The organism is Coleofasciculus sp. C1-SOL-03, from assembly GCF_040220555.1.
In the GTDB taxonomy this organism is placed as follows: Bacteria; Cyanobacteriota; Cyanobacteriia; order Cyanobacteriales; family Coleofasciculaceae; genus Coleofasciculus.
Genome location: NZ_JAVJUO010000171.1, coordinates 89386 through 103748 on the forward strand (window position 1 = coordinate 89386; position 14363 = coordinate 103748).

At 45.6% G+C, this 14363-nt stretch carries 10 protein-coding genes; 1 reads left to right on the forward strand and 9 read right to left on the reverse strand.

Going from position 1 to position 14363, the window contains the following annotated elements:
* Nucleotides 1–411: 411 nt before the first annotated feature.
* From RIE73_RS27155 to RIE73_RS27195, 9 genes are all read right to left on the reverse strand, one after another.
* A complete protein-coding gene (locus tag RIE73_RS27155; protein ID WP_446404135.1) occupies nt 412–5388 on the reverse strand; it encodes a GAF domain-containing protein in 4977 nt (1658 codons plus the stop codon).
* 193 nt (nt 5389–5581) lie between these two features.
* Complete coding sequence (locus RIE73_RS27160) at nt 5582–6118, reverse strand: chemotaxis protein CheW (protein ID WP_446404136.1); 537 nt, start codon at nt 6116–6118, stop codon at nt 5582–5584.
* A 42-nt stretch (nt 6119–6160) separates the two neighbouring features.
* Complete coding sequence (locus RIE73_RS27165; RefSeq protein WP_446388182.1) at nt 6161–6526, reverse strand: response regulator transcription factor; 366 nt, start codon at nt 6524–6526, stop codon at nt 6161–6163.
* A gap of 68 nt (nt 6527–6594) precedes the next feature.
* Nucleotides 6595–7875: a response regulator gene (locus RIE73_RS27170; RefSeq protein WP_446404137.1), complete on the reverse strand. Its 1281-nt coding sequence runs from the start codon at nt 7873–7875 to the stop codon at nt 6595–6597.
* Nucleotides 7876–8427: 552 nt separating this feature from the next.
* Nucleotides 8428–9840 carry a response regulator gene (locus RIE73_RS27175; RefSeq protein ID WP_446404138.1) on the reverse strand — a complete coding sequence of 471 codons (1413 nt, stop codon included), beginning with the start codon at nt 9838–9840 and terminating at the stop codon, nt 8428–8430.
* Between the two features lie 1054 nt (nt 9841–10894).
* Nucleotides 10895–11056 carry a hypothetical protein gene (locus tag RIE73_RS27180; RefSeq protein WP_446404139.1) on the reverse strand — a complete coding sequence of 54 codons (162 nt, stop codon included), beginning with the start codon at nt 11054–11056 and terminating at the stop codon, nt 10895–10897.
* A gap of 2 nt (nt 11057–11058) precedes the next feature.
* Nucleotides 11059–11304, reverse strand: a complete 246-nt coding sequence (locus RIE73_RS27185) for a hypothetical protein (protein ID WP_006104453.1) — start codon at nt 11302–11304, stop codon at nt 11059–11061.
* A 77-nt stretch (nt 11305–11381) separates the two neighbouring features.
* The gene (locus RIE73_RS27190) at nt 11382–12065 is read right to left on the reverse strand and encodes an urease accessory protein UreF (protein ID WP_446404140.1); all 684 of its coding nucleotides are present in this window, start codon (nt 12063–12065) and stop codon (nt 11382–11384) included.
* A gap of 204 nt (nt 12066–12269) precedes the next feature.
* Entirely contained in the window at nt 12270–13307 is a 1038-nt protein-coding gene (locus RIE73_RS27195; RefSeq protein WP_446404141.1) for an NADP(H)-dependent aldo-keto reductase, read from the reverse strand.
* 167 nt (nt 13308–13474) lie between these two features.
* On the opposite strand from RIE73_RS27195, the gene RIE73_RS27200 reads away from it, so the two are divergent.
* Nucleotides 13475–14359, forward strand: a complete 885-nt coding sequence (locus RIE73_RS27200; protein ID WP_446404142.1) for a sulfotransferase family protein — start codon at nt 13475–13477, stop codon at nt 14357–14359.
* Nucleotides 14360–14363: the final 4 nt, after the last annotated feature.

Genomic DNA, 14363 nt, shown 5'->3' on the forward strand with positions numbered 1-14363 from the left:
CCTGACTAAATGGTTGAATTTTGATCCAACGCTAGGCTCAAGAATTCTGGTTTGTAGGGGCGGGTTTAGGGACTTGCTTTTCGCTATTGCGGATAACCTTTGTACAAAACCCGCCCTGACTAAATGGTTGAATTTTGACCCAACGCTAGGTTCAATAATTCTGGTTTGTAGGGGCGGGTTTAGGAACTTGCTTTTCGCTATTGCGGATAACCTTGGTACAAAACCCGCCCTGACTAAATGGTTGAATTTTGTGATGATAACCTTTGTACAAAACCCGCCCTGACTAAATGGTTGGGTTTAGGGGCGGGTTTACTCACACCCAGGTGCGAGAAAAAACGATAGTTGTGAAACCCGCCCCTACAGCATCAATGACAAAGGACAAATGACCAATGACAAAGGACAAATGACAGACTATTCAACCTTGAACTGATCCGCACTCATTTGCAGATTTTGCGCCATCGTCAACAAACCTTGGAACGATGAAGACATCTCCATCGAATTTTCCGCCGTTTGATTCGCAATCGTCGCCACCTGAGTCATCGTTCGGGTAACAGAGTGCAACTCCTGACTCTGAACTTGAGTCGCTTGGGTAATTCCCGCTACCACCTGACTAATCTGACTCGTCGCTTCCACGATCGCATACAGATACTCCCGCGCTTCATTCACCTGGTTTGTACCCGACGCCACCTGCTGAATCCCCGTTTCCATAACCGATGACACCTCAGCCGTACCCATCTGGATTTCCTGCACCAATTGAGCAATCTCCGTCGTCGCTTCCGCCGATTGACGCGCCAGAGAACGCACCTCATCCGCAACCACAACGAATCCTCGTCCATACTCACCCGCGCGGGTGGCTTCAATTGACGCATTCAACGCCAACAACTGGGTTTGAGTCGTAAAATTACTAATCAAATTCACCACTCGCGACACCTTCTGCGTCGATTCACTCAAACGCTTCAGCCGCTTACTGGTTTCCGCCACGGTTTCCCGGATATCCATAATCCCATCCACCGTGCGGTTCATCGCCTCATCCCCGGCTTGAACCGTTTGGTTCGCCTGTTGCACCGCTTCTTCCACCTGTTGAGCGCTAGCCCCCACTGCTTCGGTAGAATTCACCATCACCTGAATCTGTTCCAGGGTTTGTTCCAGCGCCAGGAATTGACGTTGGGCTTGTTGCGCTAATCCGGCGATCGCGGTTTCACTGGCTTGGGAGGTTTGTGCGACTTGGCGAGAGGATTGCTGCACCTGTTGGACGATCGCCCGCAGACTTTGCAGGGTATTGTTATAGGCATCCGCCACCGTTCCCACTTCATCTTCGGTAATCGGCGCTCGTACCGTCAGATCCCCTTGTAACGCCGGACGTACCGCCATTAGCAGTTGAATCACCCCCTGTTGTAATTCTTCCTTCGCCGCTTTCTCCCGTTGCGCCGCCTCCATCAGTTGCTGCGACTGTTCCTGCACTTGTTCCAAGGATTGCGCTTGCTGGAGAGCAATTCCTAACTGAGTCGCCATCTGCGCCAAGAGTTTAACCTCGCCCTCTTCCCAGGTGCGGGGTTCACTGTTTTGATACACTCCTAGCAATCCCCACAGTTGTTCCCCTTGGAATAGCGGGGCGATCATGTACGCTTTAGTTCCCCACTGCTGCAACATTTCCCGGTTAAACGTCAACTCCGTGGCTTGGCTAATGTCATTCACCGCCGTAGTCTGATTTTGGCGATACACACCGCCCTCGCTTTGTTGCAACACCGGGTCACTCACCTTTGCCAGTTGCGACCCCACAACCTTGACGTAGGAACCCCCGACATCTTCAAGCACAAATTGCCCACTCCAATCAGAATTAAAGCGATACACCGCCACCCGATCCGCATTCAGCAGAAGTCGCAATTCCTGACTCGTCGCCTGCAACAGAATCTCTGGGTTTAAGGTTCCTTTCTGTAAGCGTTCGGCAATCCGTTGTCCGGTTTTATACAGCAGATTGATAAAGTTACTTTCCCGTTTCGCTAACTGGGCGAATTGATCTGACTGCTGTTGCACCTGTTCCAAGTAGTAGAGGCGTTGTAATGCCGTTCCTACGCCTTGAGCGACTTGGGTCAATGCGGTGATTTCGGTACTCGTCCAATGGCGCGATCCGCTATTTTGATAAGCACAGAGGATTCCCCATAACTCATCAGCGACGAAAATCGGGGCGAGGGCGTAAGCTTTGACCTCAAACTGTTCTAAGATTTCAACGTGACAATCGGAGTGACCCACGGTATGGATATCATCCACCGCAAAGCTTTCCCGATTCCGATACCGCCCCCCTTGGGTTTCCTGTAAATAGGTGTCTTCCCAAACGGTGCGGATATCCGGACCGACTAAGGGTGTCCAACCCGTCGCCACCGACTCCGCTACAAACACGCCACTCCAATCCGGTTCAAACTGATAAACCGCCGTGCGATCGCACTTGAGTAGTTTCCGCAGTTCACGAGTGGATGTATTGTAGATGGTGGCGATATCCTCGCCATAGCTCAACTTACTCAGGACACTGGATACCGTTTCCTGGGTTTGGGCAATCGTTGCGAGTTGCGTGGATTGGTCTTGTAACTGGTGCAGGTACTGGGATTGTTTCAGGGCGATGGACAATTGATACGCCACCTGCTTGACAAATTCGGTCTCTTGGTTATTCCACTTGCGTGGACCACTGCACTGGTGAATACAGAGTAATCCCCACAATTCGATCCCTTGCATAACGGGGGCGACCAAATTGGCTCGCACTTGGAATTTGGAAAGGGTATCAATATAACAGGGGGCTAAATTGGCGTGATCAATATCCGCCACTGCCCAAACCCGTCCCTTGCGATAGATTTCGGCATATTTTTCGCCAAAACAGTGGTCGTCAACTGTTATCGACAGGGCAGAGGGGAAACCAGCGACAACCCGTTCAGCCACCATTTCTCCCTGATCATACCCAGATTCGGGGTCAAAGCGATAAATCCCCACGCGATCAGCCCCCAAAAAGGTTTGTAGTTCCCCACAAGCTGACTGGAAAATCTGATCAATCTCTTGAGATTGGCTAATTTTGCTGATAATTTGAGCCGTGACTCGTTCCAAGTCGGCGGTTTTCACCAGTTGCTCCGATTTGGCTTGCAATTGCTGCAAATAATCGGCTTGTTGCAGCGCCACCCCCAGTTGAGACGCCACTTGTTTGAGCAGTCGGACTTCACCGTCTTCCCAGTGGCGTGTACTGGTGTTTTGAAAGGCACTGAGTAATCCCCACAGCTTGTCGTCTTGGAAGATAGACACCACCGCACAGGCTTTGACTTGATAGTATTCTAGAGCCTCGATATGACAATCAGTGAGATCCGCATGGTAAATATCATCCACAACGAAGGGTTCATTGTCTCGGAAACATCCTCCGTGGTGTTCATTCAGATAGGGATCTTCCCAACCACTCCCAACTAACTTGGGAAATCCGCCCGACTCGGATTCACAGATAAAGTCGCCGAAATAGTCATCCCGGAACTTATAAATCGTTACCCGTTCCGCATTCAGCAGTCGCCGCACCTCCTGAGTAGTGGTTTCAAACATCTTGTCAATGTCGAAGGGTTGACGAATCTTATCCACGACTTTGGCTAACGCCCGTTCGCGTTCCGCCTCTTTCGCCTGTTGTTCCGATTTAACCTGAATCTGATGCACATATTCGCTTTGTTGTAAGGCGACACCGAGTTGGTTGGCAATTTGTTTGAGTAATTGGACTTCGCCGTCTTCCCAATGACGGGTACTGGTGTTTTGAAAGGCACTGAGTAATCCCCACAGTTTTTGCCCTTGGAAAATCGAGACAACGGCGCAGGATTTAACGCCATAGTTTTCTAACGCCTCGACGTGGCAATCGGTGAGATTGGCGGTGTAAATATCATCCACAACCAAGGCTTCATTGTCGAGGAACCGTCCGCCTCGATGGTCGTTGAGATAGGGATCTTCCCAACCACTGCCCACAATTGGAGAAAATCCTCCGCTTTGGGATTCACTGACAAAATCACCGAAATAATCGTCGCGGAATTTATAGATGGTGACGCGCTCAATATTCAGCAGTTTACGCACTTCTTTGGTGGTGGTTTGGAAAATCGTTTCTAAGTCTGTGGTTTGACGAATTTTCTCGATCACCCGGGCGATGGTGCGTTCCCGTTCCGCCGCTTTTGCTAATTGTCCAGTTCGCGCTTGTAAACTGTCCAAATATTCGGCTTGCTGAAGCGCGACACCAAACTGACGCCCGACTAATGCCAATATATTCAGTTCTGAGGCGTCCCATTGACGCGGACCGGAGTTTTGGAAGGCGGCGAGTAATCCCCAGAGTTTGTCTCCCTCAAAAATCGGCGCGATCGCATACGCTTTTGCCTCAAATTGTTCCAACAGATCGATGTGACAATCCGTCAACCCAGCCGCGTAAATGTTATTCACGCCATTGGTTTCTTCGTTACGATAACGTCCGCCTCGGGTTTCTTGGAGATAGGTATCCTCCCAAACTTTTTGGATATCCGGACCGACTAAGGGAACCCAGCCGGGAGCAACGGATTCGGCGATAAATTCCCCACTCCAATCTTGATTAAACCGATACACCGCCACGCGATCGCACTCTAGTTGTTGACGGATTTCCCGGGTGGCGTTACTAAAGACTTGGGGAATATTCAGCGATCGCAAGATGTTCTTGAGAATTTTCGCCGCGACTTGACCGACAACTTTGGTATTTTTGTTTTGGCTGCGGAGTTGACTAAATAGTTCTCCCGGTTGTAGGTTAAGCGCCAGTTCCGTTGTCACCTGATACAGCAGGTTAATCTCGGAGTCTTGGAAGGTGCGGGTTGCGGAACATTGCTGAATAATTAGTAACCCCCAGACTTGTTTACTGAACAGAATCGGTAAACTTAAGCTGGCTTTGACTTGAAACCGTTTCAGCAGTTGCAGTTGATAGGGACTGGTTACGCCTTGATACAGATGACTCAGGGTGACAACCTGTTGCTGCTGATACTCGATTTGACTGTTGGCGCCAAAGGTTAACGCGGGTAAGGATTCACCCACACAGGGAGTATACCCCGCAACCATAGATTCAGCGCGAACCACGCCCTCGGTTTCCGTCTGAAATTGATAAATCAGAACCCGATCAACCTGGAAATGCTCCCGCACTTCAGCCACAGTGGTTTCTAGCAGCGTATCAACAGTTTCAATCGTGGATGCACGACGCATCCGTTGAGCCACCGTAAATAACCACTTCCGTTGTTCCTGAAAATAAGTCTCAATGGTTGTCATCTCCGGCTGAGACTCATCCGTCATGCGATCGCCATTACTAACAGTCTGAGCGGAATCATTCTCAACATCCGGGTTGAGTACTTGTTTGGATTGTTCGAGTTCTTGCATAATTCGATGTGTCTAGTCCTAATAGGTCCGCGATCTGCGTCTGCGATCGGGAAAATGTTGACCCTCCACTTGGGAAAGAGGGTATGGCGTGTGAGTGTGTAGGGGCGGGTTTTACCTATAAGGTTTAGGAGAAAACCCCTAATTGAACTAAACCCGCCCTGGCTAAATTTTCAATTAGCCCCTAGCATTTTCTTCACTCACGATGCATTTGCCAAAGGGGATAATGGCTAATGGCATTAATATTCAAAACGATGCCCTGATCTTCAGGGAGGGAACCCAGAATAAACGGCAACAGTTTAGGTGGAAATACACCCGGAACAGCAGGCTGCAAATGTTGTAAATTGTGGTATTCGATGTCATTAACTTGGGAAACAACAAGTCCGATCGATTGCTCATTCACCTGCACCACTAAAACCACCAAAACATCAGCTAATTGCCCTTGTTGGTCTAACGATAAATAGCCCAACAACTGGCTCAGATCAACCAACCAAAGCATATCGCCACGCCAGTTGCAGATCCCTAAAACACAACCGGGCATTTCCGGAACAGGCAGAATGTCTGTTACATTCACCCGTAGTACTTCCCCAATTTGTTCCAAGGGCAATAGGGCACTATCTTGGTAACTCAGAGGAAAGCGAAGTAACCGCCGCTGTGTTTGAGGGGGTGAAGGTTTAAGGGTGAGTGAATCAAGACTCGTGGTTAAGAGGATTGAGTCAAGTGAATTTGTCATTTTTTCGGGAACAGGGAACAGGGAACAGGGAACAGGGAACCGCTAAACCAACGTAAATTTATTAATGATTTTCATTAATTCCTGTTGGTCTACGGGTTTAGACATATAGGCATCAGCACCCAGCATTGACCCCCATAATTTGTCAGCTTCCGTTCCTTTGGTCGAACAAATGACCACAGGGATTTTTTTCGTGTCGATGTTGGTTTTAATCTCGCGGCAAAGTTCAAAGCCACTTTGACCCGGTAAAATAACATCGAGAATCACTAAATCAGGTTTTTGAGCTTGAAGTTTTCTATGCGCTTCCTCTCCACTTGTCACACTAATCACGTTAAATCCGGCTTGTCTTAAATAACGAGTTAGCACCTGGGTTTCGGTTACACTATCTTCCACTAAAAGAACAGTTGTCATAGTTAATCCAATGTTTGTGATACACAACCTTTGCAGTTTTTGGTTCAGCCATAAATACTGAACAATATTCAATTACTCATCGGTACAGATTTGGTCGGTAAATACTTCTGCAAAGTACTCAATACTTTTTGTTGAGTAATCGGCTTCGGCAAAAAACCCGAAGCCCCGACCATCTTGGCACGCACCCGGTCTACAATGCCATCATTTCCGGTCAGAATAATCACAGGGATATCCTGAAAAACCGAAACACGGCGAATTTGAGAGCAAATTTCATAGCCATTAGCGACAGGCATCACCAAATCCAGGAATATCAGATCCGGCTTATTTTCCAAAAGCTTAACTAGGGCTTGCACGGAATCCTGGATCGAAACAAACTTATAACCCGCTTCCTCTACAATATAACCCATCATTTGAGTGTCAATTCGACTATCATCAATGTAGGCAATTACCGTATTTCCTGACTTAGAGGAGGATGACGGGCGAGAAGGCTTAGACGATGAAGTTTTGCCATTTTCCTGAGCTTGAGATTCAACAACCTTACGAGGTAAAATAGACGCCTTTAAGTCCTCAACCTCAATTAATCCAATTAAATTTTTCCGAATATAGGGCGCAATTGAGTGAGTTAGAGGCAGAGGACTTTGTTTTAACTTAACCGCTAAATCTCGAAGCGTTTGTGTCCCGTCAGCAAAGGCTGTTAGATTCCGATAAGCAGAAGGTGAGGTTTGCTGACGTAACTGATCCGCCTGCAAAATTTTGGGCGCAAGATTCGGTGAAATGTCAGCTAAACCCGCTTGTTGCCAAGCTTGCCAATCCTGAAAAACTTGCTGCCATACGCGCTCCGCCCGTACCACAACCCACCCTAAATCGATGGAATCTTGAGGAATGACCCGGTAGCTTAGATAAATCCCCGAATGATAGTTTTGTTTTTCACCGGCTTGAATAATATCAAAAAGAACTTCACTGACGTGACCTTCAACAAGTGCCGCCATTTGTCCCAGGGGGATTTGTCCTTTTTTCACTTGTTTGGCTAATGACTCATAATCTTGATAGCGAATCATTTCTCCATCTTGAGTCACAGCATTAACCGCTATCGCCGGACAGTGTAATGATAGCTGACGAAGCCAACGACGCACCGGATGTACCTTACTGTCACAACCAATCAAACTGCCAACACTAAAAAATAGCTTCCACTGCTGTTGTTGAGGATTAGTTATGTTGAAATCTAACTGACCCGTGAATTGCTGACTTGCACAACATTGAATACGTTTGAGCAGTTCTTCTGTAGTAAAAACAACATCATGTTTCGTTATGGGCCAATGAGTTGAACGAACAGATAAAGGAGCAAGCATTTTTGTTTATGATGGGTCTCATTAAGTCAGATCTTATAGTCAGTCATCGGCATATAGAAATAGATGACTTTTTCTTGCAATGAAATCAAAAAATAATCGTTTCTCGAGCTGGAGTTCACTATAGTCGGTTGATTAGGTGCTTCATGATACACTAGCAATATAAATGGCTGACTCAATTGTAGCTTATAATAAGCTATCCCTGTCAACATTAAAGCCTATTATAGTAATAAAATCACCTGATTTTATTTTGCTAAAAACGAAAAATACAACAAACAATTATCGTTTGTTTTATGCCTTTTATTCTAAAAATTAGGGAGCATCCCCATTTGGCACGTTGGCTCTTTGAATGGGGCTGAAACCTTTACAATTGCGTTGCTTTAGTAAATGCTTTGTCCAAAACGGGATGCTCCAAAAAATTAGGACATGCTTAATTCAAATGCAAATCAATTCACCGCTTTAATCATGCCCAATAATTTAGGGTTTAATTAAAGTCATCGGAAAACAATTCCCTATTCTCTCACCTCACCACAATACTTATTCAGCAACCCCTACTTACATCAGAGAGTATTGAATCGGCGGTTGGATAGACCAATCAGCAAACATTGATTTATCCTGAAACTGGTTAACCGGAGACTGGGGAAAATAGGTTTGTAATGCTTGGAGCATTTTATCTTTGTTAATCGGCTTGGTGATAAAATCTGACGCGCCGACAATTTTTGCCCGTGTCCGGTCAATAATCCCATCCTTACCCGTTACAATAATCACCGGGGTAGATTTGAAAAAAGGAACCCGACGAATTTGGGAGCAGATTTCATACCCATTAGCAATCGGCATGACCAAATCTAAGAAAATCAGGTCAGGTTTATGTTCTATCAATATTGATAATGCTTTTTCCTGATCCTCAATATTGATAAACTGATAACCTGCTTGAGTGAGAATATGATTCATCAGCACTAAATCAAATGAGCTATCCTCGATACAGGCAATTAAGGGACTTTTCGATTTCGATTGTACTGGAGTGGCAGGAGTTTCGGCTGATGAAGATTCTCGCTTCATCAGGGGTGCAGCACTGAAACTCACATCCTCAACCTGATTCAGTTCAACTAACCCTTGACGAATATAGGGCATGATCGGCTGAGTCAGAAGTACAAGATTCCGATTCAAATGAACAGCTAAGTCCCGTAATGTTTGATTGCCATCCATCGCCGCAATCAGGTTATCTGATGTCACTTGAGAAGTTTCACCTTGCAACGCTTTAAACATCTGATTCATACCTGCCAAACCACTCAGGTTATCATAGAGCATCTGGGAAAACTGTTGTTGCAATTCCTCCGGGTTTAATGCCTGAGGCGCTAAATTAGGAGAAATGTCGGTTAAATTGGCGCTTTGCCAACTTCGCCACAGTTTTAACGCTTGCCTCCACATTTCATCAACATCGATGGTGACTAAGGCTGAATCCATCTGGTTTTGAGGAATTTGACTATAACTGAGTTGCCAGTTTGAGGCAGGAGATAGCTGTTCCAGGTGTTGAATCAGATCAAAGAAGATTTCCAGAATATAGCTTTCGACAACTTCTGTCATTTGCCCTTGACCTATTTTTCCCTGCGTTACTAATTTCGCTAAGGCATCATAATTGTCACTAGGGAACGGCTGGGAATGATTGGCAGTCCTATCCTTCATCAGTTGGGGACAGTAGCGATAAAGCTGGCGCAACCAACTGCGACGGGGATGTATGCCACTTCCACCACAGATTAAACCTTGGGAAAAATATAAACTCCAATGTTGGTGTTGAGGAACTTCAATATCTAAGCAGCCTGTAAATTTCTCACTCGCGCAGGAGAAAAGTTGGGTCACTAGATGTTCAGTATTGGCGATTGGACAAGGGGTAAAGGGAAATGCGCCAGTGCTAAGAAATTCAGTCCAGTTTTGTGAATATCCAATGGCTCGCTCGAATTGATTGGTCATAAATTTAGCTTGAACTCCTGGGAATACAGCATGAAAGTGATTAGGGATGACGAAAGCAACTAACCAAGTTGGGAACGGAGGAACAGACTGCACTGAGTCGTGCTAATACCATCAGACTGGGATAATCAACTCGGACCATTCCATACAGTCTTGTTTGGAGAGCGGCATAAACAACTGGGTTCGTCGGGTTGGCATTTAAATCCAGCGCTTGCCGTTAATATTACAGAATTTGGTCAATTATCCAGACTAGATCAGTTTTCGCTGTCACCGATGGACGTGAGCCAGCCCCTCACTTAGACGTTGTGGAGATGCACTGCTGTAGGATAGTTCAGGTTTTGTTGTATCTTGGGTAATTCTACGTAGACGTTTCGAGAAAGTTGCTTACACTCACTATCACCAGTCTTAATAATTGATTTTTAACAGATGAGGCTGGAACGTTTGCCCAGCAAGGATTGCTATTTCACAACTCATTCAGACTTACTCTATTTTTATGGTAGAGGATGTCACTAGCAATTCAGTAAAGTGAGCATAAAGTTTTTGTAAAGGTTTGTTCACCTTTTCTGGTTTAAGTCATTACATCTTCTTATTGTCGGCTGATCGTGCTGCTAATTGCCTCAGCATAATGGCGTAAGTTTACTGCGTATAGCTCTATTGCAGAAAGGCAAGCTATTAACCTCTTAACCATAGGCGTTTCAGCGGCTAATCAGCTCTATATTTTAGGGAAATTTCCCTAAGCCATTTGGCTTAGGTATGGGGAGGTTTATTACCCAATCCATCCGTAATTTCCCTGACATGATTAATCTTTCTTCCTAGATATTAAGTATTTTTGATTATCAGGTTTTGGCTGAATATATAGCAAGTGTATAGCGTAATTATATAAAAGCAAAAAGAATAAAAAAAATATATCCCACGCTAAAAAACGTGGGATATTACCAGACGCAAGAGACATGATACTCGCGAAGCACCAAAAAAGCTAAATGGTTCATCGTTGATTGTTCAAGGTTGATCAACCATGAACAAAGGAACTATACCAGTTGCCGCTTTTGGTGATCACTTATTTTCTGTACAATTCGCCAATAAACTCATCGAGGACTTTCTGGGCAGCTTTGTAGGCGAGTGCATTTCTACCGATATTCAAGTTGCCAAGGATGCGATCGCGAATTGCCTCCAAGTTGGATAATGGTGGAACCTGTTGCCTGAGAGTTTCATCTTCCACCCTCAGGCGGCGAATTCCCCCAACGCTGCCCTCAACTGATCTAACTCTTCTCGAATGGGTTGAATATGGGCAGCAATTCTTTCATCGATCTCAATCAGATTGGCTTGGGTAATCGGGATACCTAATGACGATTTGATCGCATTGGTAATAAACTCCGTCTGCGTACAGCCTTCAGCGGCACATTTTTCGCGTAGCGCTTGGAGTAATTCGTTGTCTATGCGAAGATTGATCTGCGTTCGTTGGGTCATAGCTTCCTCAAAATTGAAAAACTTTTAAGGTAGCATATAACTATCAGATAAACAACTCACAGCAATACATAATCCCACTAACTGCGAAACAAGCGTGTATATTGGGTTTCGTGAGCCATACTCGAGAGGGCTAATCCCCAGGTGCAACTGTGTAACTGTTCCCTCTGGTCTAGAACCACGATCTCTTGACTCACAACAGATAGCTGTGGAGCAAGTTCGAGTAGCAGTTGTTGTCCAACGGTTTGACCCAAGGGAATTAATTTTACACCAGCATTAATCAAATTGGATGCCCAACTGTGTAAATAGCCCACTAAAGCCGCCATCCGGGGAATTTGCCAATAAGCGGCGGCAATCCCAAAGGCGATCGCATAATTACAGGGGGTTCCCACTCTCCCCGCCACAGACTGAAGTTCCGGTTCTAATTCGACGAGTAAGCGGATCAGGGAATTGCCCATTTGCCAGCTTTGCGATCGCAACTCTGAGGTTTCCTTTGCCGCACTCGCCCAAGCATTCCAATACTTCAATGCCTCTAAATCTTCAGCCTGGAGACTCTCATAGGCGCGTACCATAATCGCAGCTTCTAAGCGAATCGCCCCATAGCTCAATTCTTGGTCGATCCACGCTTTCAATTGTTGTGGATTATTAATTAGCCCCCTTTCTACAAGAATTTCTAATCCTTCTGAATAGCCATAAGCACCGACAGGTAAAGCGGGACTCGCTAGTTGCAACAAATGTAAAAGGGAACTTTGGTTATTTGTCATTCGTCTTATGTCATTTGTCATTTGGTCAGGGCGGGTTTTGCAGCCAAGCTAAGGAAAACCATCAATATTAGTCCCTAAACCCGCCCCTACACACAGATACACCATGGTACGTTTCTACCATGACTGTCCTCATCTCCCCCAGCTTCCCCAGCTCCCAGACGTAGCATGCTACGTCTCTACATTGCTCCCATCTCCCCCACACCCTCAGGGCGTCGGATTCGGATACCGGGCGTGAACAGCATTAATTTCTGCCAAGATATCCTGATCCAATGTCACCTCAGCCGCACTCAAATTTTCCTTGAGTTGTTCGATGGTGGTTGCACCGATAATCGTACTGGTAACAAACCAACGCGATCGCACAAATGCCAAGGCTAACTGGGCGGGTGTCAGGTTATGCTTATGGGCAATGTTCACATACTCCTTCACCGCTTCGGTTAGATTGAATTTCTCATACCGCCCCCCAAATCCTTGAAATAGGGCTAGCCGTGACTTTTCTGGGATACCGTTGAGATATTTACCCGTCAGCAAGCCAAAGGCTAAGGGACTATAGGCGAGTAACCCCACCTGATTAAATCGACAGGCTTCCGCCAAGTGAATATCAAAGATGCGGTTAACCAAGCTGTAGGCGTTTTGAATTGACACCACTTTCGGTAATCCTAGCTGCTTGGCAACATGGCAAAACTCACACACTCCCCAAGGGGTTTCATTACTCAACCCCAAATAGCGAATTTTCCCAGCTTTGATGAAATCAGCGAATACCTCCAGTTGTTCAGCAATGGGTACGGTGTCCCGTTCATGCTTGGGATCGTAATCGGGGGCGCCAAACAAGGGAACATAGCGATCGGGCCAATGAATTTGGTATAGGTCAATATAATCAGTACGCAGGCGATTAAGACTATCTTCTAACGCCTGCTCGATATTCGGGCGATCAATCCGGTGGTTTTCTCCCCGAATCCAACTCATCCGAGATGTGGGACCCGCAATTTTAGTCGCCACAATTAGCTGATCGCGCTGTTGCTTAACTAACCACTCGCCAATATACTCTTCTGTCTTCCCCTGCGTTTCCGCCCGTCCCGGTACAGGATACATTTCTGCGGTGTCAATAAAGTTCACCCCTTGGGAAATCGCGTAGTCCAGTTGCTCTCTCGCATCGTCTATAGTGTTCTGCTGACCATAGGTCATGGTTCCCAAGCAGATTTCTGAAACCCGTAGGTCGCTTTCCCCTAGTTGTTTGTACTCCATACCTGATTATTAAATAATTGTCATCCTTCTATATTAATACAAAATGTTAAGACACTATTCAACTCAAGGAATTATTAATTTTTTTTGAGCCTAGGTTAAATCTTAATTATCATCGATTAATATTTTATTATTATCAGATCGAATAAAAATAGTCAAAGGTTAGCTCTATGCCTCTTATTACAGCCCTTCGCTCTTTTTTAAAGCATCCCCAAGCTATTCCTAAAAATATTTTTCTGCGCCTACCGAAGACGATTTCTCAGGAACCCCATATTTTCGTGTTTGGTGCGCCTCGCAGTGGCACAACCCTGATAAAATTGATTTTAGGCGCTCATCCTAATTTGAGTAGTTTTGGGTATGAAACGGGCTTATTTATGTACCGGGATATTTATGGGTTTACTTATGAAGGATTTACCACTACAGACATAGCAGATTTAATTAAGCAGTCCCCAGATATTGTACAATTTTACGATAACTTCACTCAACAGATCACTCACCAAACAGGAGGTCAGCGTTTTATTGAAAAAACTCCCCAGCATGTTTTGAGGCTGAAGTTTTTATTAAAGCACTTTCCCAACGCCAAGTTTATCAATATGTTCCGCGATGGTCGAGACGGCTATTGTTCCGCACGCCATCACCAAAATGTTCCCCAAGGAAAGAGTATCGTCCGCTATGCGTCCTACTGGAAAAAATGTGTAAACGCGAGACTAAACCAGGGAGAAAATGACAATATTTTTGACGTTAAGTATGAAGACTTAACCAATAACCCGGAACAGGTGGTTAGGCAAATCATGAATTTTATTGGGGAAGAATATGATTCCAGACAGATCGAGCCTCAATACTATTCCCAGAACACCATCACTCGAGATACTCGCCAAGAGTTTCGCAAATTATCCAAATCCATTGATCAGTCAAGTCAAGGACGCTGGAAAAAAGAGTTAACTGAATCGGAGGCAAAGCAGTTTCATGAAATCGCAGGTCAGGAATTAGAAATACTCGGCTATATGCAGGATAAATTAAAGGTTAGCCAAGCCACTTTATTGAGTAATCGCTGATTTA

Excerpts from the sequence above, each read along its gene's own strand:
- RIE73_RS27170 (WP_446404137.1), bottom strand. The coding sequence starts at position 7,875 with ATGCTTGCTCCTTTATCTGTTCGTTCAACTCATTGGCCCATAACGAAA.
- RIE73_RS27195 (WP_446404141.1), bottom strand. The coding sequence starts at position 13,307 with ATGGAGTACAAACAACTAGGGGAAAGCGACCTACGGGTTTCAGAAATC.
- RIE73_RS27190 (WP_446404140.1), bottom strand. The coding sequence starts at position 12,065 with ATGACAAATAACCAAAGTTCCCTTTTACATTTGTTGCAACTAGCGAGT.
- RIE73_RS27160 (WP_446404136.1), bottom strand. The coding sequence starts at position 6,118 with ATGACAAATTCACTTGACTCAATCCTCTTAACCACGAGTCTTGATTCA.
- RIE73_RS27200 (WP_446404142.1), top strand. The coding sequence starts at position 13,475 with ATGCCTCTTATTACAGCCCTTCGCTCTTTTTTAAAGCATCCCCAAGCT.
- RIE73_RS27165 (WP_446388182.1), bottom strand. The coding sequence starts at position 6,526 with ATGACAACTGTTCTTTTAGTGGAAGATAGTGTAACCGAAACCCAGGTG.
- RIE73_RS27155 (WP_446404135.1), bottom strand. The coding sequence starts at position 5,388 with ATGCAAGAACTCGAACAATCCAAACAAGTACTCAACCCGGATGTTGAG.
- RIE73_RS27175 (WP_446404138.1), bottom strand. The coding sequence starts at position 9,840 with ATGACCAATCAATTCGAGCGAGCCATTGGATATTCACAAAACTGGACT.
- RIE73_RS27185 (WP_006104453.1), bottom strand. The coding sequence starts at position 11,304 with ATGACCCAACGAACGCAGATCAATCTTCGCATAGACAACGAATTACTC.